This is a genomic window from Bradyrhizobium sp. CB3481 (genome assembly GCF_029714305.1).
In the GTDB taxonomy this organism is placed as follows: domain Bacteria; phylum Pseudomonadota; class Alphaproteobacteria; order Rhizobiales; family Xanthobacteraceae; genus Bradyrhizobium.
Genome location: NZ_CP121647.1, coordinates 6,455,830 through 6,480,346, shown reverse-complemented (window position 1 = coordinate 6,480,346; position 24,517 = coordinate 6,455,830). Strand labels below are relative to the sequence as shown.

24 protein-coding genes are annotated in these 24,517 nt (G+C 62.5%); 9 read left to right on the top strand and 15 right to left on the bottom strand.

What is annotated here, in order from left to right; translation table 11 throughout:
• Positions 1 to 60: 60 nt before the first annotated feature.
• Entirely contained in the window at positions 61 to 1,689 is a 1,629-nt protein-coding gene (locus QA643_RS31415) for a fatty-acid--CoA ligase (protein WP_283029540.1), read from the bottom strand.
• 83 nt (positions 1,690 to 1,772) lie between these two features.
• Here QA643_RS31415 and QA643_RS31410 point away from each other — a divergent pair, with 83 nt between their 5' ends.
• Positions 1,773 to 2,933, top strand: a complete 1,161-nt coding sequence (locus tag QA643_RS31410; RefSeq protein ID WP_283029539.1) for an extensin family protein — start codon at positions 1,773 to 1,775, stop codon at positions 2,931 to 2,933.
• A 40-nt stretch (positions 2,934 to 2,973) separates the two neighbouring features.
• Here the strand turns inward: QA643_RS31410 and QA643_RS31405 are convergent, their stop codons facing one another.
• On the bottom strand, positions 2,974 to 3,660 hold the full coding sequence (locus QA643_RS31405; RefSeq protein WP_283029538.1) for a L,D-transpeptidase: 687 nt from the start codon (positions 3,658 to 3,660) through the stop codon (positions 2,974 to 2,976).
• A gap of 399 nt (positions 3,661 to 4,059) precedes the next feature.
• On the opposite strand from QA643_RS31405, the gene QA643_RS31400 reads away from it, so the two are divergent.
• Together QA643_RS31400 and QA643_RS31395 are read left to right on the top strand one after the other, a co-directional pair.
• On the top strand, positions 4,060 to 5,037 hold the full coding sequence (locus QA643_RS31400; protein ID WP_283029537.1) for a magnesium transporter CorA family protein: 978 nt from the start codon (positions 4,060 to 4,062) through the stop codon (positions 5,035 to 5,037).
• Positions 5,038 to 5,166: 129 nt separating this feature from the next.
• The gene (locus tag QA643_RS31395; protein ID WP_283029536.1) at positions 5,167 to 5,385 is read left to right on the top strand and encodes a hypothetical protein; all 219 of its coding nucleotides are present in this window, start codon (positions 5,167 to 5,169) and stop codon (positions 5,383 to 5,385) included.
• A gap of 116 nt (positions 5,386 to 5,501) precedes the next feature.
• Here QA643_RS31395 and QA643_RS31390 read toward each other — a convergent pair whose 3' ends face one another.
• Together QA643_RS31390 and pdxH are read right to left on the bottom strand one after the other, a co-directional pair.
• Positions 5,502 to 6,254: an SDR family oxidoreductase gene (locus tag QA643_RS31390; RefSeq protein ID WP_283029535.1), complete on the bottom strand. Its 753-nt coding sequence runs from the start codon at positions 6,252 to 6,254 to the stop codon at positions 5,502 to 5,504.
• 41 nt (positions 6,255 to 6,295) lie between these two features.
• The gene (gene pdxH / locus QA643_RS31385; RefSeq protein ID WP_283029534.1) at positions 6,296 to 6,937 is read right to left on the bottom strand and encodes a pyridoxamine 5'-phosphate oxidase; all 642 of its coding nucleotides are present in this window, start codon (positions 6,935 to 6,937) and stop codon (positions 6,296 to 6,298) included.
• A 122-nt stretch (positions 6,938 to 7,059) separates the two neighbouring features.
• Here pdxH and QA643_RS31380 point away from each other — a divergent pair, with 122 nt between their 5' ends.
• Positions 7,060 to 7,464 carry an RT0821/Lpp0805 family surface protein gene (locus tag QA643_RS31380; RefSeq protein ID WP_283029533.1) on the top strand — a complete coding sequence of 135 codons (405 nt, stop codon included), beginning with the start codon at positions 7,060 to 7,062 and terminating at the stop codon, positions 7,462 to 7,464.
• Between the two features lie 109 nt (positions 7,465 to 7,573).
• Positions 7,574 to 8,533 (top strand): J domain-containing protein, encoded by a 960-nt coding sequence (locus QA643_RS31375; protein WP_283029532.1) that lies wholly within the window; start codon positions 7,574 to 7,576, stop codon positions 8,531 to 8,533.
• A 382-nt stretch (positions 8,534 to 8,915) separates the two neighbouring features.
• Here the strand turns inward: QA643_RS31375 and QA643_RS31370 are convergent, their stop codons facing one another.
• Together QA643_RS31370 and QA643_RS31365 are read right to left on the bottom strand one after the other, a co-directional pair.
• Positions 8,916 to 9,692 carry an anti-sigma factor gene (locus tag QA643_RS31370; protein ID WP_283029531.1) on the bottom strand — a complete coding sequence of 259 codons (777 nt, stop codon included), beginning with the start codon at positions 9,690 to 9,692 and terminating at the stop codon, positions 8,916 to 8,918.
• A gap of 74 nt (positions 9,693 to 9,766) precedes the next feature.
• Positions 9,767 to 10,255 carry an RNA polymerase sigma factor gene (locus tag QA643_RS31365; RefSeq protein ID WP_283029530.1) on the bottom strand — a complete coding sequence of 163 codons (489 nt, stop codon included), beginning with the start codon at positions 10,253 to 10,255 and terminating at the stop codon, positions 9,767 to 9,769.
• A gap of 257 nt (positions 10,256 to 10,512) precedes the next feature.
• On the opposite strand from QA643_RS31365, the gene QA643_RS31360 reads away from it, so the two are divergent.
• On the top strand, positions 10,513 to 11,112 hold the full coding sequence (locus QA643_RS31360; RefSeq protein ID WP_283029529.1) for a histidine phosphatase family protein: 600 nt from the start codon (positions 10,513 to 10,515) through the stop codon (positions 11,110 to 11,112).
• Positions 11,113 to 11,254: 142 nt separating this feature from the next.
• Complete coding sequence (aroC, locus tag QA643_RS31355; protein WP_283029528.1) at positions 11,255 to 12,343, top strand: chorismate synthase; 1,089 nt, start codon at positions 11,255 to 11,257, stop codon at positions 12,341 to 12,343.
• 224 nt (positions 12,344 to 12,567) lie between these two features.
• Here aroC and QA643_RS31350 read toward each other — a convergent pair whose 3' ends face one another.
• A complete protein-coding gene (locus tag QA643_RS31350) occupies positions 12,568 to 14,262 on the bottom strand; it encodes a GMC family oxidoreductase N-terminal domain-containing protein (protein ID WP_283029527.1) in 1,695 nt (564 codons plus the stop codon).
• 141 nt (positions 14,263 to 14,403) lie between these two features.
• Between QA643_RS31350 and QA643_RS31345 the strand changes: the two genes are divergently transcribed.
• Positions 14,404 to 15,588 carry an adenylate/guanylate cyclase domain-containing protein gene (locus QA643_RS31345; RefSeq protein WP_283029526.1) on the top strand — a complete coding sequence of 395 codons (1,185 nt, stop codon included), beginning with the start codon at positions 14,404 to 14,406 and terminating at the stop codon, positions 15,586 to 15,588.
• Positions 15,589 to 15,715: 127 nt separating this feature from the next.
• Positions 15,716 to 16,840 (top strand): hypothetical protein, encoded by a 1,125-nt coding sequence (locus tag QA643_RS31340; RefSeq protein WP_283029525.1) that lies wholly within the window; start codon positions 15,716 to 15,718, stop codon positions 16,838 to 16,840.
• A gap of 1 nt (position 16,841) precedes the next feature.
• On the opposite strand, the gene QA643_RS31335 is transcribed toward QA643_RS31340, so the two are convergent.
• The 8 genes from QA643_RS31335 to QA643_RS31300 all read right to left on the bottom strand — a co-directional run bounded on the left by QA643_RS31335 (position 16,842) and on the right by QA643_RS31300 (position 24,261).
• Positions 16,842 to 17,600 (bottom strand): hypothetical protein, encoded by a 759-nt coding sequence (locus tag QA643_RS31335; RefSeq protein ID WP_283029524.1) that lies wholly within the window; start codon positions 17,598 to 17,600, stop codon positions 16,842 to 16,844.
• 109 nt (positions 17,601 to 17,709) lie between these two features.
• Positions 17,710 to 17,889, bottom strand: a complete 180-nt coding sequence (locus QA643_RS31330; RefSeq protein ID WP_283029523.1) for a hypothetical protein — start codon at positions 17,887 to 17,889, stop codon at positions 17,710 to 17,712.
• A 598-nt stretch (positions 17,890 to 18,487) separates the two neighbouring features.
• A complete protein-coding gene (locus tag QA643_RS31325; RefSeq protein WP_283034985.1) occupies positions 18,488 to 19,501 on the bottom strand; it encodes a transporter in 1,014 nt (337 codons plus the stop codon).
• A 319-nt stretch (positions 19,502 to 19,820) separates the two neighbouring features.
• Positions 19,821 to 20,255 (bottom strand): DUF2721 domain-containing protein, encoded by a 435-nt coding sequence (locus QA643_RS31320; protein WP_283029522.1) that lies wholly within the window; start codon positions 20,253 to 20,255, stop codon positions 19,821 to 19,823.
• Between the two features lie 89 nt (positions 20,256 to 20,344).
• Positions 20,345 to 21,454 carry a biotin/lipoyl-binding protein gene (locus QA643_RS31315; protein ID WP_283029521.1) on the bottom strand — a complete coding sequence of 370 codons (1,110 nt, stop codon included), beginning with the start codon at positions 21,452 to 21,454 and terminating at the stop codon, positions 20,345 to 20,347.
• A gap of 160 nt (positions 21,455 to 21,614) precedes the next feature.
• The gene (locus QA643_RS31310) at positions 21,615 to 23,042 is read right to left on the bottom strand and encodes a DUF1254 domain-containing protein (protein WP_283034984.1); all 1,428 of its coding nucleotides are present in this window, start codon (positions 23,040 to 23,042) and stop codon (positions 21,615 to 21,617) included.
• 152 nt (positions 23,043 to 23,194) lie between these two features.
• Positions 23,195 to 23,911: a hypothetical protein gene (locus QA643_RS31305; protein ID WP_283029520.1), complete on the bottom strand. Its 717-nt coding sequence runs from the start codon at positions 23,909 to 23,911 to the stop codon at positions 23,195 to 23,197.
• Positions 23,912 to 24,021: 110 nt separating this feature from the next.
• A complete protein-coding gene (locus QA643_RS31300; RefSeq protein WP_283034983.1) occupies positions 24,022 to 24,261 on the bottom strand; it encodes an AraC family transcriptional regulator in 240 nt (79 codons plus the stop codon).
• Between the last annotated feature and the right edge of the window lie 256 nt (positions 24,262 to 24,517).

The following is a 24,517-nucleotide window of genomic DNA, read 5'->3' as shown; positions in this document are numbered from 1 at the left end:
CCCTTCACGCCGGCATTTTTGTTGAACCGCCCCTTCCGACGGGGAAGGGACAGCCGTGCTTCACGCCGCCGCGTTCGGGAAGCGGTAGCTCTTGAACTGCTCGCGGAGCGCGGTCTTCAGGATCTTGCCGGTCGCAGTGTGGGGAATGCCGTCGACGAAGGCGACATCGTCGGGCATCCACCATTTGGCGATCTTGCCTTCCATGAACTTCAGGATGTCCTCGCTCGTCGCCTTTTGGCCAGCCTTGAGCTGGACGATCAGGAGCGGGCGCTCGTCCCATTTGGGATGATAGACGCCGATGACGGCGGCTTCCGCGACTGCGGGATGGCCGACCGCGAGGTTCTCCAGGTCGATCGATGAAATCCATTCACCGCCGGACTTGATCACGTCCTTGGAGCGATCGGTGATGCGCATGTAGCCGTGTTGGTCGATGGTGGCGACGTCGCCGGTGTCGAAGAAGCCTTCCTCGTCGAGGATACTGCTATCGAGCTTGAAATAGGCCTTGGCGACCGCAGGGCCGGAGACCTTGAGGCGGCCAAAGGTCTTGCCGTCCCACGGCAGTTCCTTGCCGGCATCGTCGGTGATCTTCATCTCGACACCGAACGGCGGGTAGCCCTGCGTTTGCAGGATGTCGAGCTGCTCCTCGCCGGTGAGTTCGGCAAACGGCGGCTTCAGCGCCGCGACCGTGCCGATCGGGCTCATCTCGGTCATGCCCCAGGCATGGCGCACGCGAACGCCCATGTCGACGAACGCCTTGATCATCGAGCGCGGCATCGCCGAGCCGCCGCACACCACGCTCTTGAGGTGGGGCAGCTTCAGATGATGGGCCGCCATGTGGTTGAGCAGCATCAGCCACACGGTCGGCACCCCGGCGGTATGCGTGACCTTCTCGGTCTCGAGCAACTCATAGACGGAAGCGCCGTCGAGCTTGGGACCGGGCATCACCAGCTTGGTGCCCATCGAAGGCGCGGAGAACGCGATGCCCCAGCTGTTGGCATGGAACAACGGCACCACCGGCAGCATTGTCTCGGCGGCGCTGGTGCCGAGGGCATCGACATTGTTGGCCATCAGCCCGTGCAGCACGTTGGAGCGATGCGAATACAACACGCCCTTCGGATCGCCCGTGGTGCCAGAGGTGTAGCACATCGCGGCGGCGGTATTTTCGTCAAAGTCCTTCCACGTGAACTTGCCGTCGACTTCGCCGATCCAGTCCTCATAGGCGATCACGTTCTTCAGCGTGGTCTGCGGCATGTGTGCCTTGTCGGTCAGCACGACATAGCGCTCGACGCTCGGCAGGCTGTCGGCGAGCTTTTCCAGGATCGGCACGAAGGTGATGTCGGTCATCACCACGCGGTCCTGCGCATGGTTGATGATCCAGGCGATCTGGTCGGGGAAAAGCCGGGGATTGACGGTGTGGCAGATCGCGCCGATGCCCATGATGCCGTACCAGCACTCGAGATGGCGCCAGGTATTCCAGGCGATGGTGGCGACGCGGTCGCCGAGCTTGATGCCGTCGCGGTCGAGCCGTTGCGATACTTTCAGCGCGCGTGCATGAATTTCGGCGTAATTGGTGCGATGAATGGGACCTTCGACGGACCGCGTGACGACCTCTTGCGTGCCGTGATACTTCGCCGCGTGTTCGATAATCCGGTGGCACAGCAAAGGCCAGTCTTGCATCAATCCGAGCATACCCAGTTTCCTCCAATGGTCTGTTCTTTACCGCGATCTGCTCCCTCTACGAGCCGACCGGCGGTTGGGTTCATGGAATTGACATGAACTTTACCGCGCGGAAAGCAAGCCGAAAATGGGCTAGTGGCGCCTTTGGCCGCATCGGAGCAGCAATGGTTACCGCCGCTGCGGTGGCGATGCTGCTTGGCATGCCAGCCGAGCCGGCGTTGGCGGCGAAGGCATCGCGCGGGCCGTGGGACAACCTGTTCAGCCATTTGGAGCCGCGTGCGCGAGGCAAGGCGCGTCATGCCGTCGTGCCGCTGCCAAAGCCACGTCCGGCCGAGGCGCCTTCTGCCGAGAGCGACGAAGATACCGACAAGGACCAGGCATCCCCCGAGAAGGACAAGGCTACGGACAAGGCAAAGGAGCAGGCGACACCGGCGCCCCAGCCTACGCCACAGCCATCGGCCTGTCGGCTGGCGCTGACCGACGACATCGCGATAGCGCCGAGCATCCCCGACATTCGCGGCGCTGGCGGCTGCGGCGGTGAGGATCTGGTGCGGCTGGAGGCGGTCGTACTGCCGGACAAGCGGCGGGTTTCGGTGAAGCCGGCGGCGATCCTGCGCTGTGCCATGGCTTCCGCGGTCGCCAGCTGGATCCGCAGCGACATCGCGCCGCTGGCGCAGCGGCTCGGCGGCGCGGTCGCTGAAATCGACAATTTCGATTCGTTCGAGTGCCGCGGCCGCAACCGGATCGTCGGCGCAAAACTTTCCGAGCACGGCCGCGCCAACGCGCTCGACGTGCGCGGCTTCAAGCTCGCCGATGGCACCTCGGTCTCGCTGACCGACCGCACCGTGCCGCGGCAACTGCGCGAGACCGTGCTGCATTCGGCCTGCGCGCGGTTCTCGACCGTGCTCGGTCCGAGTTCGGACTGGTATCACGAGGACCATATCCATCTCGACCTGATGGAGCGGCGCGGCAATTACCGGATCTGCCAGTGGGACGTATTGGACCCGCTGCCGCAGAAGGCCCCGCTATTGCCGGCCGAGCGTCCCGAGGAAGCGCCGCCGCGCGAGGTTGCCGCCAAGCCGGAAGATGCCAAGCCGGAAGACGCCAAGTCGAAAGCCGCCAAGCCGGCCGCCGGCAAGCCGGAGGCTGAAAAATCCGATGCGGAAAATCCGGACGCCGAGAAATCGGAGGAGGCCGAGCCGCGACGCGAGGAGAAGCCCGCAAAGAAAAAGCGCCGGCAAAACCGGCGCTCTTGATCCTGGATTTGGTCTTGGAATTCGCTGTGGCGGATGGCAGCTATTGCATCGAGCCGGGTTGGGCGCCGCCCTGCAGCGCCATCTTGGAATTGTACGGCGAGTCACCCTGCTTCGGCTCGAGCACGACGACGACGGTGCCCTGCTTGACGCGGCTGTAGAGGTCGATGACGTCCTCGTTAGTCATGCGGATGCAGCCCGACGAGATCGACGCGCCGATATATTCCGGCTGGTTGGTGCCGTGGATGCGGAACAACGTGTCGCGGTTGCCCTGATAGAGGTACAGCGCGCGGGCGCCGAGCGGATTATCGACACCGCCGGGCACCGAGGCGGGCAGGCCTTCGATACGCTTGTGGATGTCCGCAGTCGGCGTCCATTTCGGCCATTCAGCCATATTGCCGACCTTTGCAATGCCGGAGAACGCGAGCGCTTCCTCGCCGACGGTGACGCCGTAACGGATCGCCTTGCCGCCGTCCTGGACCAGATAGAGATAGTGGTTGTCGGAATCGACGACGATCGTGCCGGGCAGTTCCTTGCGGTGATAGTCGACAATGGCGCGGCGGAACGGCTCGGCCACTGGAACGGCGGCATAGCGCGCCTTGGCGAGCTGAGCCTTGTCGTTCGGCTTGAGGGTAGCTTCAGGGGCGGCCTGATAGGTGGTCGCAGGCATGCAACCAGACAACGCAAGGCCGGCGGCGAGCAGCCCCAGGATTACTTTCAACGACGACATGGTACACTTCCAATCGAAAGTCTGGCGTTCGTGGGCCAATCTTGCGCCCGAAACGCGACGATTCCATTAATCCCATTATCCGCAATTACCGTCCGATAAGCCAGCATTTGCGGCCCCGTTCGGCGCTGCGGAAGGTCAGCTGTGGCTTTTGTGCCGCAACATCTGCGACCGCCGGTTGTTTTCGGGTCACAGGGTACGCCCCAGCCTGATCAAGGCCGCGCCGGCGCCACCTCACCGCCACAAATATGGACCGCCGGTTAATCCAGGGGTCATGAAGCGCTTGCCAGAATCGGGTTTAGTGCCGCTGGTACCGATGGCGTTTTACAGGGAAATGGGTACCGGTTCGCGTGATGAATGCGCGTCAGAACAACGGCCTGTCGCCCCGTTCCGGAGTTGCTCATGTTTTCGGTCTTTGTTCCTGCCGGAGCCGCCCTCAAGAAGCTTCCCGCCATGGACCCGGCGGCGCTGCCGGACAACGCGGTCTGGATCGACCTGTTGAACCCGACGGCGGAGGAGGATCGCGCGGTCGAACGGCTGGCCGGGATCGCGATCCCGACGCGGGAGGACATGCAGGAAATCGAGATTTCCAGTCGTCTCTATATCGAGAACGGCGCCCGCTACATGACCGCGACGCTGATGTGCAATTCCGACACCAACATGCCGAAGACCACGGCCGTGACGTTCATCCTGGCCGGTCACCGCCTGGTCACCGTCCGCTACGACGAGCCGAAGCCGTTTGCCCTGATCGAGCACAAGCTGGCGCGCTCATGCATGCCGGGCATCCCCGGCGAAATGGTCATGATGGAACTGCTCGATGCGGTGATCGACCGCTGCGCCGACATTCTGGAGCGTGCCGGCGCCGAGGTCGACCAGGTCTCCCATGACATCTTCGAGCCCGAGAGCGCGCGCCACGGACAGGCCAAGCGATACTCGCAGATCCTGATCGCGATCGGACGCAAGGGCGACCTGGTCTCCAAGATCCGCGAAAGCCTGGTCTCGATCGGTCGCGTCGTCGCCTTCCTGTCGGCGGTGGTGGAAGGCGTCAAATGGTCCAAGGACATGCGCGAGCAGCTCAAGACCATGCAGCGCGACGTCGTCTCCCTGACCGACCACGCCTCCTATCTCTCCAACAAGATCACCTTTACGCTCGACGCCATGCTCGGCGTCGTCAATCTCGAGCAGAACAACATCATCAAGCTGTTCTCGGTGATGGCTGTTGTCCTAATGCCGCCGACCCTGATCGCCTCGATCTACGGCATGAACTTCAAGGCGATGCCGGAACTCGAATGGCCGCACGGCTATCCGCTGGCGCTGTTCATGATGCTCATGGCAGCCGTGCTGCCGTACTTTATCTTCAAGTGGAAGAAGTGGCTGTGAGCGGCAGCTTCTCGCGGTTCCCGGCGTGCGAAAGATCGGCTCAACCTCACCGCTAAAATTTGAGCGGTGGGCTGAACGAATGGTCGAAACTTGTCTGCGATAACATGTGTCTCAGGCCGCGAGGATCCAATGGTTGAGAAACTCATAATGTCGCCACGCAATGTCATCGATCTGGCGCGCTATCAGCAGGGCCGCACCGGTGACAAGGCGCAGGCATTCTCGACGCGGCTTTGCCGGCACTGCGGTGCGGCGCTGGCAGACGGTGAGAACGAGGACGAGTGTTCGAGCACGTTCAATATTGCCGCTGCCAGTCTGCGCACCGTGCAGCGAAAACTTCGCGCGGAGTGAACGGCAGGCTTTGCGTTTTTGCGTAGGATGGGTGGAGCGAAGCGATACCCATCGCTGCATCGTGAGCCGATTGATGGGTTTCGCTGCGCTCTACCCATCCTACGAGATGCGCAGCACTACACGTGCTGGCCGCCGTTGATGTGGATCTCGGCGCCGTTCACGTAAGAGCTGGTTTCCGTGCACAGCACATAGATGATCTTCGCGACCTCGTCCGGCGTGCCGAGCCGGTGCATCGGAATCTGCTGTTCGACGATCTTCTCGGTGCCCGGGGAGAGGATCGAGGTGTCGATCTCGCCCGGCGCGATCGAATTGACGCGCACGCCGACGCGGCCGAAATCGGAAGCCATCTCGCGCGTCAGTGCGGCGAGCGCCGCCTTTGACGTCGCGTAGGCCGCGCCCGCGAACGGGTGCACGCGCGAGCCGGCGATCGAGGTGACGTTCACCACCGCGCCCCGCGCATGCTTCAACTCCTCGATCAGGCCGCGCGCGATCATGACCGGCGCGAAGAAGTTGACGTGAAAGACGTGGGTCCAGGTTTCGATGTCGGTGTCCATGGTGCCGAGCCGCCCGCCGTCCGGGGCCTTCGGCGAGATCGCGGCGTTGTTGACGAGCGCGTGCAGCTCGTCGTTTTCCAGCCGCCGGCGGATTTCGGAAATCGCGCGCACGGTGTCGTCGTGGCTGCCGAGGTCGACCTCGATGTGATCTTCAGGGCCAGCGCCCCATGGACAGATTTCCGGAAAGGCATGCCGCGAGCAGGTGATGACGCGCCAGCCGGCTGAGGAAAACCGGATCGCGGTGGCGTGGCCGATGCCGCGGCTGGCACCGGTCAGAAGCAGCGTGCGCCGTGGCGCATTGGATGAAGCGGGCATGCAGGTCTTTCAACTTTGAACGTCGTCGCGTGCGTATGGCGTCAAGGATAGAGCCGTACCTTGCTCCATGCTTGTCCAGGCGCATCGCGGCGGAATTCGATGCGGTCGTGCAGGCGGAACGGGCGGTCGTGCCAGAATTCGATGCGCGCCGGCGTGATGCGCCAGCCGCTCCAGCCGGGCGGCCGCGGCACTTCGCCGATGACATGCTTGGCGGCGACCAGCGCGATCGCCTGCTCGAAGGCGAAGCGGCTTTCCAGCGGCTGCGACTGCTTGCTGGCCCAGGCGCCGATCTGCGCCTGCTTCGGCCGGGTGGCGAAATAGGCGTCGGCCTCCGCATCGGTCACCGGCGTCACGCTGCCGCGGATGCGGACCTGGCGGCGCAGCGACTTCCAGTGAAATAGTAAAGCCGCCTTAGGATTTGCGGCGAGCTCGCGGCCCTTCTGGCTGGCGATATGGCTGTAGAACACGAAACCATCAGCGTCATAGCCCTTCAGCAGCACCATCCGGACATCCGGCAGCCCATCGGGATCGACGGTCGCCAGCGCCATAGCGTTGGGATCGTTCGGCTCGGATTTCGCGGCTTCCGCAAACCATTCGGCGAACAGCGCAAACGGTTCCCCGGCCGCGGTAAAATCACCCGATGTTAACGGTGCTGGGTGTTTGATGGAGGTCGTGTCCGTCATGGCAGGAGTCCCAGTTGCGTACCCTCGCGTCCCAGAGCGCGTTGCAGCCCACTTACGGGCAAGCCCTATATAGGGCATGGGGACGCATTGGCCTATCGGCGATCGGGTCTACGCGTGCGGCAATGACATTGATTTTGATCGGAGTCGGCACCAGTGGCTGCAGCCTGTCGCGCCCCGATGCCTACGCCAGGCTCGATAAGGACGTCACCGGCACGCTGGGCAGGCAGGCGGCTGCCCCGCCGGCGCCGACCGAGAGCGATCTCGCCTTTGCCCGCACCGCCGCCTCCGACGTGCTAACCAAGGGCGACAAGGATACCAGCCAGCCCTGGGAAAATCCGGAGACCGGCGCGCGCGGCTCGGTGACGCCGCTGTCGCAGGCCTATTCCGCGGAAGACGGCCGCACCTGCCGGGATTTTCTGGCGAGCTACGTCAACGGCCGTTCGGAAAGCTGGCTGCAGGGGGCCGCCTGCAAGGCGGGCCAGGGGCGGTGGGAAATTCATACCATCAAGCCCTGGACGAGAGGATAAGTTTGCTCGTTCAGCCGTTGCAAAAATGCAACTGGCTCACCAGATGAAGCCAAAGCGGGCGAATTGCCCTAAGCTCTAGAACTGAATTTCCGTGAAGGAGACGTGACGGATGCGCGACCCCTATGAGGTCTTGGGGGTGCCGCGGGGCGCCAGCGCTGCGGCGATCAAGAGTGCCTATCGCAAGCTCGCCAAGAAACACCACCCCGACAACAACAAGAATGATCCGAAGGCGGCGGCGCGCTTTGCCGAGATCAATTCGGCCAACGAGATCATCGGCGACGAGGACAAGCGCAAGCAGTTCGACCGCGGCGAGATCGACGCCGAGGGCAAGCCGCGTTTCCAGGGCTTTCCCGGCGGCGGGGCGGGTGGCCGCGCCGGCGGACCGGGCGGCTTCGAGTCCTATACCTTCCGCTCCGGCGGGGGTCCGAGCGGCATGGGCGGCGCGGGCTTCGAAGACATTCTCAACAGCATGTTCGGTGGCGCTGCGCGCGGCGCGCGTGCGGGCGGCGGCCGTACCTTCGAATTCGATACTGGCGGCATCGGTCTCGACCTCGACCTGAACGTCGCCATGACGGTGTCGCTGGAAGAAGCGGTCAAGGGCGGGGAGAAGCGCGTGCGCCTGCCGACGGGCAGGGAGCTCAACGTCAAGATTCCCGCCGGCGTCGCCGCCGGCCAGCAGATCCGGCTGAAAGGGCAGGGCGAGACCGCGCCCGGTCATCCACCCGGTGACCTCCTGATCACCGTCAGCATCGCGCCGCATCCCCATTTCAAGGTCGACGGCAGCGATCTGCGGTTCGATCTGCCCGTCACGCTTTATGAAGCCGTGCTGGGCGGCAAGGTCCGCGTGCCCACGCTCGGCAGTGCCGTCGAGCTGTCGATCCCGAAGAACACCTCCAGCGGCCGCACCTTCCGCCTCAAGGGCAAGGGCCTGCCCAAGCCCGGCGGCACCGGGGACCTGTTCGTGACCACCCGAATTATTTTACCCGACGGGAACGATGCCGAGCTTGAGGCATTGATGGAAAAGTGGCGCGAAAGCCATCCCTACAATCCGCGCAGCGATCTCGGCTGATTCGGCCTGATTCGCGGCGTTGATAGTGTGTGGAACTGAGAGCGGGGTCCGAGCCGGAGCTTCCCGAAAAACCGCGCTTCTTCCTGAAAACTAAGGGTTTTCTGGAAAAGGGGCGGCCTCGAAAGGGGGACCAGCGCGGTACCAAACCCCGATCGAGGCCGCTTGCGCCGATCGGCGGATCGAGCGCTACTCATTTTCGCGTGATCACCCGGTGCATTAATGAGACCGGCTGGTGGTTTCATTCCAGATTTTCGATGTCAGAATTGGGACAAGGCGCCTGCGCGTAGCGTTTTCGAGCGAAGTGGGCACTGGTTCGCGTTAAGAAAACACGTCAAGCAAGAATCCAGAGCATCGGTTCCGATTGATCGGAACCGGTGGCGGCCTAGCCGCCCTTCTTCTCCATCTGATCGTAGACAGCTTGGGCGACCTGGTTCAGCCGTCCCCGGTCGGTGCCGGTCGAGACCACCGCGTAGACCACCCCGTCATCGGCCCAGAACAGCGTGCTTTCCTTGCCTTCCGCCGCGAAGCGCATCTGCGTCGCTTCGGCTTCCGACTTGGCCGTGTAGATCGTGAACCGTTCGCCCGAGGCGCTCTCGTACATCATGAAGGAGGCGGGGCCCGCGGAGCTCGGCAATAGCCGGCCGCCGACCAGCTTCAAACCGGCGTTGGTCAGCTCGGGGGCGCGCACCACCCAGCCGCAGCGCTTGGTCAGCCACTGCTGCAGATGGCTGCGTTCGCTGCCCGGTACTTCAACGGGATGGCGGACTTCCACCACGTAGAGCCGGTGCGCCTCGATCGCATGCACCGTGAAGGCCTGGAGCACCGAAGGCGCGGCTGCCGTCGCACCGCGCGCCACCCAGCCCATGCCGCCGCCGACAATGAAGGCCGCCAGCGTGGCTGCGACCGCGCCAACCAACCATCGGCGCGGCTGTCGCACCAGGCGCTCGATTTCCAGCCGCTTCGGCACGGCCTCGTCGATCACCGAATCGTATCTCGCGTGCAGTGCTTCCGCCATCGCGCGCCACGACTGCACCCGCGCGGCATCGTCGGGATGCGCAGCAAGCCACGCCTCGACGTCGCCGCGGCGTTCGGCCGGCAGCTCGTTGTCGACGTAAGCATGCAGCTCGTCTTCGGTGACGGGGATGTTGCGATCGGTCATTGTCGTCGTCTCTGCCTATTCCAGCTCTGTCTGTCTGTCCGTAACGCGTTTCACACGCCGTCTCTTTCGCGCCTTCATTTCACCCGCCGCAGCGCCGTGCGCTCACCCTCGAGCGAAGCTTTGACATGCGCGCGGGCGCGGGCAAGCCGGGACATTACGGTGCCGATCGGCACGCCCTGGATGTCGGCGACCTCGCGGTAGCTTAAGCCTTCCAGCATCACCAAGAGCAGCACCGAGCGCTGCTCTTCCACCAGCGTCGCCAGCGCGCGGGCGATGTCGCGGCCTTCGGCTTCGGTGCCGCTGGCGTCGGGATTGTTGTCCGACAGCGGCATGAATTGCGGCCGCCGCGCCAGCGACCGCCGCCGGTTCTTGTTCAGATTGGTCAGGATCGTATAGAGCCAGCTCCTGACGTCGCCGCCGAGAAACAGCCGCTCCGAACGCAGCGCGCGCACCAGCGTATCCTGCACCAGATCGTCGGCGATATCGGCATCGCGCGCCAGCGCGCGCGCATAGCGGCGGAGCGCCGGAATCATGGCTTCGACACTTTGACGAAACGCGCTCATCGGTACCATGCCGCAAGGGTTGTCGGGCGCGAACGCCTTATCCGGAATAACACCAAGTCACCGCGTCTATTCCGGCCATTGAGGCCTAGCGGAAACGGCGTTAATCGAAAAGCCGATTCAGGCTCGACCGCGCCGGAGTGCTGGTGTACCTCCAGGCTCCAAAGGAAAGCTTGACGGAAGAGCGCGCTAGGAAAGCGGATGTCGCCAAAATCAGGGCTGCTCGCCCATTCGGTTGCGAAGGAATAGCTGACAGTCCGATGCCTGCGCCCGTTATTTACTACATTCGCCATGGCGAGACGTCGTGGAATGCGGAAGGCAGGCTGCAGGGCACGCGGGACATCGCGCTGAACGATCTTGGCCGGCGGCAGGCGGTCCATGCCGGCGCTGTCCTCGCCGATCTCTTCAAGCGCGAAGGCCGCGACATTTCAGCGCTGCCATTCGTCGCAAGCCCGCTGTTGCGCGCGCGGACGACGATGGAATTGGTGCGCGGGGCATTGCAGCTTCCGTCGGAAGGATACGCGCTCGACGACCGCCTGCGCGAGATCGGCTACGGCGTCTGGGAAGGCTCGACCCTGGCCGAGATGCAGGCGGCCGATCCGGTGCTGTACGCCAAACGGCTGACCGCGAAATGGACGATGGCGCCGGAAGGCGGCGAGACCTACGCCGAGGTGCAGGCGCGGATGCACGACTGGTACGATTCCGTTCGCGCGGACACCGTTGCCGTGGCCCATGGCGGCACCGCGCGGGCGCTCATGGTGGCGCTCGGCATCGAAACGCCGGCGAGCGCCGCCGACCTTCTGATCGAGCAGGGCGCGGTTTACGTGTTCCGGGACGGGGGGCTCAAGAAGTATAGTTAAAGAAGACGTTTACGCCGTCATTCCGGGGCGATGCGAAGCATCGAACCCGGAATCTCGAGATTCCGGGTCTGGTCCTTCGGACCATCCCGGAATGACGGTCTACGCGTTTGACCGCCGTGCAGCCCCGCGTTAGGACACGCTTATGTCCCACAACACCTTCGGCCATCTGTTCCGCGTCACGACCTTCGGCGAAAGCCACGGGGTCGCAATCGGCTGCGTGGTCGATGGCTGCCCGCCGCTGATCCCGCTCACCAACGAGGACATCCAGCAGGATCTCGATCGTCGCCGCCCCGGCCAGTCGCGCTTCACCACCCAGCGCCAGGAGCCGGATGCGGTCAAAATCCTGTCCGGCGTGATGGCGCATCCGGAGACTGGTGTGCAGGTGACGACGGGAACGCCGATCGCGCTGTTGATCGAGAACACCGACCAGCGCTCCAAGGATTATTCGGAGATCAAGGACAAGTTTCGTCCCGGTCACGCCGACTTCACCTACGAGGCCAAATACGGCCTGCGCGATTATCGTGGCGGCGGCCGCTCGTCGGCGCGTGAGACCGCAACCCGCGTCGCGGCCGGCGCCATCGCGCGAAAGATCCTCTCCGGCGTGAAGGTGCGCGGCGCGCTGGTGCAGATGGGCCCGCACAAGATCGACCGCAACAAATGGGACTGGGACGAGGTCTCGCGCAATCCGTTCTTCTGCCCCGACAAGGACAGCGCGGCGTTCTTCGAGACCTATCTCGATGGCATCCGCAAAAGCGGATCCTCGATCGGCGCTGTCCTCGAGGTGGTGGCCGAAGGCGTGCCGGCGGGGTGGGGCGCGCCGATCTACGCCAAGCTCGACGGCGAGCTGGCGGCGGCGATGATGAGCATCAATGCGGTGAAGGGCGTCGAGATCGGCGCGGGATTTGCCGCCGCCGAATTGTCGGGTGAGGAAAACGCCGACGAGATGCGCACCGGCAATGACGGCACGCGCTTTCTGTCCAACAACGCCGGTGGCGTGCTCGGCGGCATCTCGACCGGCCAGCCGGTGGTGGTGCGCTTTGCGGTGAAGCCGACCTCCTCGATCCTTTCACCGCGCAAGACGGTCGATCGTGCCGGCGCCGACACCGACATCATGACCAAGGGCCGCCATGATCCCTGCGTCGGCATCCGCGCCGTGCCGGTCGGCGAAGCCATGATGGCCTGCGTGCTCGCAGACCATTTCCTTCGCCATCGCGGCCAGGTCGGCGGCTAGAGCACGATTACTTTTGGTTGGATCAAATTGGTCGACGCGCTCTACCTCTCCCGCTTGCGGGGAGGTCGGCGCGAAGCGCCGGGTGGGTGCTCTCTCCACTCGGGCAGTGTCGCCCGCGGAGACGCCCCCACCCCAGCCCTCCCCCGCAAGCGGGAGAGGGAGCGCACCTTCCACGGTCGCGATCAAGCAAATTTCATCATCCTTTAGTTAGCAGCCGGCTCCTTTCACTGCATCGCGTCCGCGATCTTTTCCGCCGTCATCAGCGTCGGAAAATTGGTGTTGGCGCAGGGCACCACCGGGAAGATCGAGGCGTCGACCACGCGCAGGCCTTGCACGCCTTTGACGCGGCCTTGCGTATCCACCACCGCCATCGGATCGTCGGCTCGGCCCATCCGGCAGGAGCAGGAGGCGTGCCATACGCCGATCGCGGCCTTGCGCACGAAGCCTTCGAGCGCCTCGTCGTCGTTCATGACCTGCTCGAATGAAAAACCTTCGACGACGAAATTGTCGATCATGTAGTGGCGAAGCGCCGCCGGCCCATCCATCAGCTTGGCGGCGATGGCGGTGAGTATCTTGTTCTTGGTGTTGACCACGCCGATCTTGCGCACGCGGTCGGAATAGGCAGCCGGGAATGGTTTGTCGGTCACCGCTTTGAGCGGCGCGCTCATCTGCAAGCCCGCCATCTTGCGAAAGCCGCTCATCAGGCGGTCGAGATCGCGCCGGTCGGACAACAGGTTGAATTCGACGATCGGCTCTTGCCGCGGATCGCGCGAGGCGAGCTTGACCTGGCCGGTTTCCGAATAAGTCTTGTTGACGAAGGTGAGCAGCGAGCCGATCTGTTCGCCGACCGCGTGCCAGGCCGACCTGGTGATGACGACGACGAACATGTCGCCGGCGGGGACGCCTGGAAGTCCCGAAGAGTAGCGCAGCCCCATCTGCATATGTCGCCTGGTGTGCGCATTCATGCGCGCGCCGCGGCGGACATAGGAGGACAGCGAGATCGAGGGATGGTCCATCAGGCGCTGGCCGACGCCGGCGAGGCCCGCGAGCACCGGAATGCCCATGTCCTTGAGATGCCCGACCGGTCCGATGCCGGCGCGCAGCAGATGCGCCGGCGAATGAATGGCACCGCAGGACAGGATGATTTCGCGGCCGCGGAACTCCTGCTCGCGGCCATCGACCAGCGCCTTGACGCCGACGCATTGCGTGCCTTCGAACAACAGCTCCTTGACTATTGTGTTGGTCGATATGGTCAAGTTGGCGCGCTTGCGGGTCTCGCGATCGAGATAGCCCATGGCGGCCGAGACGCGTTGCTCGTCCTGGTTGGAGTGCGTCACCGGAAAATAGCCGTCGACAAACTCGCCGTTCTGGTCAGGCAGGAATTTGAAGCCGGCCTGCTTGCAGGCCTCGGCCATCGCTTGGCTATGTTTGGTCCAGTGCGCTTGCGGAATGCGGCGGACGGGAATGCGGCCATCCTTGCCGTGGTACGGGCCATCGAAATCGAGGTCGTGCTCCACCTTCTTGAAATAGGGTAGCACGTCATCCCAGCTCCAGCCCGTCGCGCCGCGCGCCTCCCACTCGTTGTAATCGGTCGGCGCGCCGCGGTTGGCCATCTGGCCGTTGATGGAGGATCCGCCGCCCAGCACGCGCGCCTGCTCATATTTACGGAGCGGGGGCCTCGCCTCGTCGGGATTGTTGTGACTGACGACCTGGGTGGTGACCTTGAGTTCGGTCCAGTGGAAGCGCGGATCGAAATACGCCGTTCCCGGATAGCTGTCGCGGATCTCGGCCGGCTCGTTGCCTGGCGGCGTGTCCTGGCCGGCTTCGCAGAGCAGAACCTTGTTGGCGCTCCTGGCGGAAAGGCGGTGGGCCATGACCGAGCCTGCCGATCCGCCGCCGACGATGATGTAGTCGTACACTGTGACGTTTCCTTTTTGTTTTTGTGCAGTCTTTTTGTCTTTGCGCCGTAAAGCTAGCGTAGCTCCGTCATCGGGTCACGCTACCTGTCGTGGTAGCGCACGCTTGACCTTTCGCGTAGTTGCGCGGCAAATACCTGCGCCATGAATATTGCAGAGCTGCAGAAGCTGAACGACTGGCTGATTGACGGCGGCCGATCCGCGACCAGCCCGCCAAAGTTCATGGCCGAGTGCTGCGAGCGAATGGTGGCCGCCGGCCTGCCGCTGTGGCGTGTCGGCGTGTTCGTCCGCACGCTGCATCCCGAAATCTACGGCCGCAGTTTCATCTGGAAGCCGGGCGCCGAAGTCGAGATGGGCTCGGTCGACTACCACATCCTGGAGTCACCGGATTTTCACACCAGCCCGCTGATCATTGTGTTCCAGCAGGGGGTGGAAGTCCGAGCCCGTGTTGACGATCCCGTCAGCAAGCGTTTTCCGATTATCGAGGAACTGCGCGCCGAAGGCGTCACGGATTATGTCGCACTGCCGCTGCCCTTCATCGGCGGCACGGTGAATGCGTCGAGCTGGACGACCAAGCAGCCGGGCGGGTTCACCGAGGAACAATTGGCGGCGCTGCGGAGCCTCGCCAAGCCGCTGGCGCGGGTGGTTGAGATCCTCAGCCTGAATCGCATGGCCGCGAGCCTGCTCGACACCTATGTCGGCAACAGCGCCGGCGAGCGGATCATGGGCGGGCAGATCAGGCGCGGCCACACCGAGACGATGAATGCCGCGATCTGGCTTTCGGACTTGCGCGGCTTCACCGCGCTGTCGGACCGGCTGCCGGCCGAGACCGTTGTCGACATTCTCAACCAGTATTTCGATTGTCAGGTCGCCGCGATCAAGAAGCATGGCGGCGACGTCTTGAAATACATGGGCGACGGGCTGCTCGCGGTGTTTCCGATCGACGAATATGTCGGCGATGAGCAGCAGGTCTGCTCGCACGTCCTGGAGGCGGCGCACGAGAGCCGCGCCAACATTGCCGACCTGCAATACCCCGTAGGCGACGCGGTAGAGCGGTTTCGCTTCGGCGTCGCGCTGCATGTCGGCCGAATTCTCTACGGCAATATTGGCGGCGGCAACCGGCTCGACTTCACCTGCATCGGGCCCGCGGTGAACCTGGCCGCCCGCCTGGAAAAGATCGCCAGCCAGACCAAACGCACGATCGTGGCGTCGGAAGGCTTCGCCGGCATCTGCCGGGGAGGGTGGAGCGATCTCGGCGAGTTTCCAGTCGCAGGGTTTGCGAAGGCTGCACGGGTCTACGGCCTGCCCGAAGAGACGTCGGCGGCGTGAAGCCCGCAGTCGTGTCGCCCTGCACGCAAAGGATGCAAAGAGGAAGGCATGCGCCGGCCGTTAACGCGGCGTTAACCATGTTTATCCATTAGTCGCTAGTCACTTTAATCGTGCCGCGGAGGCTCTCGTGTCGATCTCGGTTGGATCAAACGCAGCCTCCTATCTCAGCTATGCCGGCAATGCTTATGGGGCAGGCAGCACGGCGTCGAAAGCCAGTTCTCCACCGGCCGACAGCACCAGCACGTCCCCGTCCTCATCGTCGACCTCGGTCACCCTGTCCGACGAGGCCAAGGCCTATCTGGCGCGGACGGCGGCGGAAAGCGATCAGCCGTCGGTCGCAACCCTCACCACGCGGGCGCGTGCCTGGTTCGACCAGCAATATGTTGCGCTCGGAACGTCATCGGCGATGCTCGACGGGCAGGTCGCCGTCGACTTTTCCGGGCAGACCCGCGCGACCTTGTCGGTGATCTCTGACAATGCGAACGGCCAGTTCTCAAAGGACGAGGTGACGGCCGCGACCAGGACGTTGCAGTCGCGTTTCAACGACGCCATGTCGCCCTATGTCGTGATTGCCCGGCACACCGGGGACTACGCAGGCCTTTACGCCGCGGCGTCGGATTATCTCGATCAGGCCGGCAGCGACGAGAAGGCAACGTTGGCCTGGCAGGATCAAAAGCAGGCGGTGCTGGAGGGCCTGGCGGCAGCCAGGGCAAGCTTCGGCAAGGCCCCCGTCACCGGCAACGACGCCGATCCGGTGAGGGCGCTGCTCGACAAGGCGCGAACGCAAACCTCGCCCGCCACGGATTCAAGTCCGGACACGCTGGCAACCAACGCGCGGGCGATGCTCGACGCGCAGGCTGGTAACGCCAGGGACAACGGCAAGGACCTGGTCTTCGACGGCGGCAGGCAGACCGGGCAACAAGTGGATTTCACCGACTTCGACAACCGAACCCTCGCGACCATGGCGTTGAACCGTGATGCGTCATTCTCAGCGCAGGAGGCCGGTGCTGCGAAAGCAGAACTCAACCAGCGCACCCGAAGCAGCCTGGTGAACGCATTTGGCGGCGACGGCATAAAGGCCAGCAGCCTGGCGCTGCTGCAGCAATATTCGAAAATGAGCCCCGAGGAGCGCAGCGTTCTCGGCTTCACCGAGGATTATGCCAACAGGATCGTTGCGAGCTACCGTTCGGCGGCGTCGATCCAGAGCAGTCTGGGTTCGGGTTCCGGTGGCGGGCTGGCGGCTTATTTCTAAACTAGCCACGCAGGTACGATCGCTTCAATCCCCAGGTCAGGACCAGCAGCGTCACCCACAGCCGCAGCATCGCAAAGCTGAAGATGAATACGAAGAAGATCAGGTTCTTGATCAATGGGTGGAGCAGCGACGCCTGGTAGAATTGCCAGAGCGCGTTTCGGATCAATCCCTGGCCGAAGCCCAGGCCCAGATAGATGACGCCCAGCGCGATGACGGCAACGCCGAGCCAGAGGCTTCGCCGTGCAAGCTCTTCGACAGCCCTTCGGAAGCTGACGCGCCCACGGTTCTGCTCGGCATCGACGATCATGAGCAGGGTCAGCAATGCGACGACGGCGCTCCAGAACTTGCCGATGTCGCCGAACTGATCGAATGCCATACCGTCGAGCCCCTGCATCAGATGGGGCGCGACGGAGGTATAGCCGGCAGCCGCAATGGCCGTCGTCGCGCCGATCATCAACAGGCCGATCCGCCACAGGATCGCGCGCGTCAAACGCGATTGCTCGGTGAAGGTGAGGGCGCCGAGGCTGGTCTGGCCCTGCGCCAGCTCGATCGAGCGCTGCGTCACCACGAGAAAGGCATGCAGCACGGCGATACTGGCAAAGATGATGGCAGGGATGGCGATCAAGGGATTGTTGAACGCGATCACACGCATCGACGCGGCCAGCACCAGCCAAGGCATCGCCTCGAAAAAGCGGAATGGCCCGAATGAAACATTCGGAAACGCCTGTTGGCGCAACTGCTGGCGAAGGGCGACCGTCATGCCGCCGTGATACCTGCGGAAGTTGAATTCTCGATAGCGTGATTGTCTAAAATTGAATGGAACGAAGCTGCCGACCTACCCAGGAAACACCGCGCGGCCGGCATCGATTTCACCCACGAGCCACCCGTAAAAATCCGCGCGAGATCAGCCATTCCAGCCGGTCTCCGCTCCAGAACAGCCGCCTGCGCTCGTGCGTCAGATGCCTGAGGTCCTTCAGGAACGCAGCGGTGCGTTTTGCATCGGCGACAAACACAGGGTGCGTGCGCATCGCGCCGAACCAGTTCTTCACCGCTGGAAAGCGTTCAGAGTTGATCGCCAGAGCGGTGCCCGAGAGGATAGGCCCAATCGCATATGCAGATTGCTTTCATCCCCTGGCCGCCACAAACTCGTCATGCCCGGGCTTGTCCCGGGCATCCACGTTCTTTGTGGTGCTGGAAAGGTCGTGGATGGCCGGGACAAGCCCGGGCATGACGTGTGGATGCGTCTGCGCAGATACACGGCAGGTCATATGCGATAGTCCGACCGGCGCGGAGAGGACGGATTGCGCCTGGCAAATTGCGCCGGCCGGTGCGAAGCATCGTCCCGTGCAATCCGGGTGAGGGGCGCGGCGCGCAGCGAGACCATAATCCAGTCCTGTGCGTCGAGTTCTAGGCCGTATACTAGCGGCTGGCCGCCTGATGTCCGCTCAACTTCCAACAGCAGCGGAAAAGCGGATATCTCCTGAGGTCGCAAAAGGGCCAAAAGCCGAAAATGGGGGCCTTGCCTTGCCACGTCTGTTCCAGTCCTGGAAGCGGACGTTTCCTCGTCGGCACGCCAAGTTTATTCGGCTAACGACCGTCCCCAATTCTCGCTAATACACGTTGGACCACGCGCAAAGTGACGCGTGGCTATTTCGTAGTTAGTCGCCGCGTTGCCGGCACCGTCCTGGCGGGCGCCATGGGAGAGAGCGAGAACGTCAGCCAGGTGTTCCAACCGGCGGGGCGGTTCTCGGCGGCAAACTCACCATACGCTTTCAGATTCAAGTAACCCTGCATGTCGCCAACGGGAAATAGGAAGCCAACCTGAGGACCGATGCCGAGCACCCGCGACCGGAAGCCGCCTAGGGCAGGATGTTGGCCAGAGTCATCGCTGACCTGCTGATAGGCATAACCCACAAGGCCAACGAAAGTCTGCTTGGATAGAAACTGGGAGGCACCCCAGTCGATATGGAAGTCGATGCCGTTCTGGTATTGCGTATCCTGATTCTTGAAATTGTAGGTGAAACCAGCGACTGCCGAAAACTCATGCCCTGTTTGCGGATTGAAGTAGGTGTACCCGCCGCCGGCGTCGATCGCGGCGTGACCGATGCCGAGATTGGCGAGGCGGGTCGGGCTGTACGCCCCAACGGGAATGTCTCCCGTGACGTAGGTCATGAAATTGTGCACGCCAGCGTTCCACTTCAGCGTCGCCTGCGGGTACAGATCACCGATTGAGGTGATCGAATCCCCAAAACTACCTGTGCGCGTTACCGCCAGCGGGCCGACGGCCGCTGTCAGCGTACCGGCAAGATCTGCACTCGATCGCCCGAACAGTCCGATCACGCCGATGGCGAGTTGGCCGCCCAGGACTGGCGTCGCGAATGTGTAAGTCGGGTTGAGAAACACGAGATCCGCCTGCGCATTCAAACGCAAGTTCAGGTCGACATTGACCGTGGCGGGGATTCTGCCGACGTGGATTTCCCTAGCGGCCGCTGCGGTGCCAAAGGCACTTACGCTTGTGTGATAGTAAACCTCCGCCATCGACCAACCGGGGACCTGAGGGGTCGCCGCAAGGCTACTGAAGCGGCCGGGAAGCCAATATGAAACGCCGCCTTCGTCGGCATGGACGGCCGCAGTCGACGATGATGCCATCACCATCACCATGGCAATGACCGAGGGTCTGAATGTCAGGCGAGCTCCGGATTTTGTTGTCCCCTGTCTGCTGGACTGTCCCTGTCTCCTACCATCAACGATCCACATAACCCCCTCCAGCATTTTTGAGCGTGTCGCGAAACGGTTATGCCGGCGTGATCGGCGACGCAAATTGCGATCAGTTGGCGACAAGCGGCGGCTCCTCAAGGAGCGTGGCAACCAATTCGGCACGCACTCCTAGCATTTTCGGCCAGTTCGGAGGGAGGAGTCTTGCCATTTCACGCCAATGATCCGGAATAGCTCAGCGCTCGGCATCCGCCGAGACGCAGTCCTAGCCGTAATGATCGAACTCGCTCAGTGCAATACGGACTTCCCGCGCAAAGTCCACCAACGACACGGTAAATGCTGCAACGGCGACAATGAACAGGATAGCAACGCCGCGCTCATGCTGAATGTGAAAGAACGCACTCACGAACCCAACGACGATGACGATGCTTATCGAGATGCTCGCCGCTACGGACCAGAAGATCGCGCGGTTCATCATGGCGGCGCGTCGGGCAAGACGCGGCAAATCTGCCTTGAGCCGGCACCTGACCGAATCTTCGTCGGGGATTCCGTTCAGGTAAATCGATCGATCAATGATCCTGTTCAGGCGGGCGATCAGCACAGCGATGAAGGCTGCCAGAGCACCAAGAAGAAACGCAGGTGCGGCCGCCTGCGAAATAACAAGGGAGAGCTGACTAATCGATGGAGTATCCGGTAACATCAGCTCAAACCCGAGGTTAGCCAGTTGAAGATTACCAGCCCGAAAATTGGAAATGGGCCCCCATCGACCATGTTCATCGACGAAGACTGTTAAAGATAAGCCGTATAAGAGCTGATCCAGACCAGGATCGACATGAGCAAGCCAATGACGCCGGCGTTCTCTGCAAACACGGTGGCGGTTCCGGGCATCCCGAGCCTGAGCTGGCTGCGGTCGATGTCCTTCGGTATGGAAATTACCGCGGGATAGGCTTTAACGCCGCCAATCGACCCCACCCGTGCCAATGTCCCCGAGGTGGCAATCTGGCCTTGCCCGACACCCTGCGGGATCTCCGCAATAGCCGCCTCGTGAATACGGCCGGGGTCGTCGTCGAACACCAGCTTTACCCGGGCGCCGGGCTTGATGGTGCGGAAGCCGTTCGGCGAGAACATGCCTACGATGGCGATTTCGTTGGCGACGATGAACGACATCACTGAGCGCGCCTGCAGGGCGCGGTCGCCGACGGTCAGGGCCATCACCGTAACGGTACCGTCGGAAGGGGCCCGGATGGTCGTCTGGTCAAGCTCCCATTTGGCATTGTCGAGCTGGGCCTGGATTTGAGCGACGGTCGTATTAACGCCACCGATCTCCGACTGCATGGCGAGCCGCGCGTTCAACTGTGCGGCCTTGGCCGCCTGAAGTTGGAACTCTACCGTCTCGTATTGAACCTGCGTGTCTTGTACGCGAAACTCGGTTTGCGCCTGCTCACCGACGAGCTTGCGATAATCGGCAAGCCGCTGCGTGTGATAGGCGAGTTGCTTGGCCAGCCCCTCGACATTCGCAGTTGCCTGCTCGTAGTTGGCCGCAAGTTGCCTGACCTGTTGTTGTGCCTGAGCGAGCGACGCCTCGAGCTGACTGGCCTTGTACTGGAACGGCGCTGGATCGATCCGGAACAGGACAGCCCCGGCCCTCACCGGTTCGTTCGGCTTGACTGGTATCTCGACCACCTGGCCGGAGACATTGGGCGTGACTTCCAGAACGCGGGAAATCACGATGAAGCTTCCCGACGGAGTTAGGTAATTGAACATCGCCAGGAATACCGCGAGGATGAACGCGCCGATCAGCACCGCCACGGTCCCGGTGCCCCAGCTCCATTTGGCCAGCTGGAGTTTCGAGAAGACGAGCCACACCACGACAACATAGAGCGTCAGGATAATAAGCATCGCGGTCACTCGGGGCAGAGTTTCCAATGGCTGCGGTCCATGGCGGCTTCCATGTGCCCTCGCCAGGGCGGCAGGAGCGAAGGTGGTTTAAGTCTTCGGCCAGCCGCATCGTCAGCCTTCATGCCGGCCCAGATCCAAGGGCCGGCATGAAGGCAAATTATCAACCGACCTTCTTGGCGGCAGGAACCGTCCACGTGCCGTTGATGATCGACGGGTCTGTCTCCTGCGGCCAGTACATGCGCAGCATGAGGATAAAATCGCCGGGAGGGGCCGGAAGCCAGTTGGATTCCTTGTCTTTACCCGGCGAGTCCTTCTGAATGTAGAGATCGGTCGAGCCGTCCGGATTTTCCTTCAGGCTCTCACGCGCGCTTATCGAGTATCGGTTGAGCGGATTGTTCACAAAGAAGTAGCCGCTGTCGTACATGGTGAGCGACCAGAATCCTTCGGCGGGAGGCAGGTGGCCCTTGGGAAACCGCATCACATACTTGTTCGCGCCATTGTACTTGTGGCCCTCCGCATCCTTCTGCGAAGTCGGATAGACCGCATCCTGCGGACGGTTGGCGCCGAGGCCGATCGCGGTAACCAGAGCCCGCATCAGATAGTCGGTGCCGTAGATGCCGGTTTTCGTCGTGAAGGCAAAGCCGTTCTCGTCGTGGATGGCCTTGTTGATCTTGAACTGGAGCATGATCCTGTCGAAGGACGTCTCCGGCAGGCGCTTGAGGAAGTCCGCCTTAAGCTTGCTTTCGTCAAAATCCTGTCCAGGAACGATGCCAATGCGCGCGAACTTGGCAAGCTGAGGCGCATCTGCGGCGTACGGCGGATTTGTTTTCATGAGCTCGCAGAGCAGCTTGAAATACGACACCGCGTCCAAGCGGTTGACCTGCTCGCGCACCGCCGTTTTCATATCGATCGACGGATCGACCTTGCCCGGAGGCGGCGTGTACGGCTTGCCGTAGGCGCTGAGCGGAACGAGCTTGCACTCGTCCTGCAGCTTGTGGACGGCCGCGTAATCCTCCGGCGTGCCCGTGCAATAGATGCGGCCGAGCAGCCAGACGATGTTGGTGGCCGACTTGTACTCCTTCACGCCGTCCGGCAGCGTGCCCTTCCAGCCCGGTCCGGTGATGGCGTAGGTCTGTGCGCCGGTGCCGGTGGTGCGCTTACCTGGCACGTGGAACACCGTCGTCCAGCCATCTAGCATCGGCATCAGGAAATAGCGGCCCTTCATGTCGGGTATGCTGAGGACCCAAGGTTCTTTTCCGACGTCGAAAAACGACGTCGTGTAGAGGGTGTCTGCGTTCGGCGCCGTGACGTCCCTGAATGAGGCGTCTGGATACTGGCGCAGCTTGATCATCTGGCCCATCGGCCCGCGCGTACCAACGGGTTCGGCGACGTTGGTGATAATCCGTCGGGTCATCTCCATCGTCACCAGTGGATAGCCGAAGATGTAGGCGTCGCTCGCGAGCCAGAAATCCTCCAGACCTTGACCGATACCAAGGAACGAATCCTGGGCGAGGGCCGATCGTGTTGCGGCCGCTCCTGCCAGCAGCCCCATTCCACCAAAGGCGAGCGATCGACGGGTGATGTTCATTATATTTCCTTTCCTGAAACAAACTCTCAATGACGGCGGCGACTTCAGACTCGGGCATAGCCCGTCAAGGACACCTTGATTTTTATCAATGACAGGTTGCAAGAACAGTGGCAGCGGTAGCGGCCGCTACAATGCCGTCTGGTCCGCGCGGCTCAATAGCAGGGCGGATAGGGATAGTATCCGCATCGGGGCGCGTAGTACGGATAGGCCGCGGCTCCGACGGCGGCCGCCGCTCCCGCATAGGCGGCACCACGATAGAAAGCGCCGCGCCAGGCCGTCCGCCGGGCGACCCCGGCAAAGGACAGCGGCGTGAACGGCCGCCCGATGATGTCGATAAAGACCGAGGCCGGTCCATCGGCGCCCGCGAGGTCGCCTTCCAACACGTCGACGTCGAAGGTCAGCTTGTCGCCTTCAAGCCTCGGCGATTTAAGCACGACCACAGCGTCGGCCACCGACGATCCGTCTTTCTTGAATCCGGACACGGTGGCGTTTGGCGGGTCCTTCGCGAAGTTGTCGCTGCCGCTGCCCCAATCCTCGACGATGCGAGACGTGAGATCATGGCCGGCTGCGCGAACGGGCCGATCCGCAAACACGATCGCATTGGGCGAAACGCCCGTCAGCACAAGCTTGCCGTCCTTCAGGCTCCCGCCGCGCGAATTGAGGACAAAGAGGGAGGGCACCACTTCCGGCTTCGCCTGGCCAATGGATTTCTCGAGCGGAACGTGAGGCTTTGGTTCGGCGGCCGATTGAGCAAGGAGCGATTGGGGGAAGCTTGCCAGGCCGGCGGCACAAATGGCAATCAGAACTGAACGAAAAGTCACGGCTAATCTCCTTTTTTGGGCTGCTTTTTCTTTTGAACCGGCGCACATGGCCTTTGAAATCGCTCGAATATCTTCCTCGTCTCGAATATTCTTCGCTTAACATTTCGCGCCAATTCAGATCGCGCGTCTTGCCATTTCGCGCCAATCATCGGGAATAATCAGCGATCAATCGCGCGAGTCTCCTGGCATGCCATCCTATGCTTACGGGCGCGTTGCTGTTGTCTGTAAATGACGGGTTGAACTTTCATCAAACGCGCGAAGGTGCGGCTGAAGCTGCTTGCGTTGGTATACGCGAGAGATTTGGCGATATCCGACAGACGCTTGTCTGATTCCGCGAGGAGGCGGCAAGCAATGTTTAAGCGAAGCTCTGCAAGCATCTCGCTATGACTCGTGCCCATGACAGCGAGATGACGTTGCAAAGTTCGCGAGCTGACTTTGAGTGCGCGGGCGGTACCATCGAGGGTTGCGTCACCATGCCGCAGCGACGCGACAATTGCCGCGCGGATCAACCGCGACGAAGGCAAGCGGACTGCTCTCATCGGTTGAAATGAGGCGCGAAGCCCATGCTCCCTAAAGGAAAAACCGATGCGCCGAGGCTAATGGCATTTCGGCGACGAGTCTGGCCATCAGGCGCCAATTACAGTTTGAAGAGAG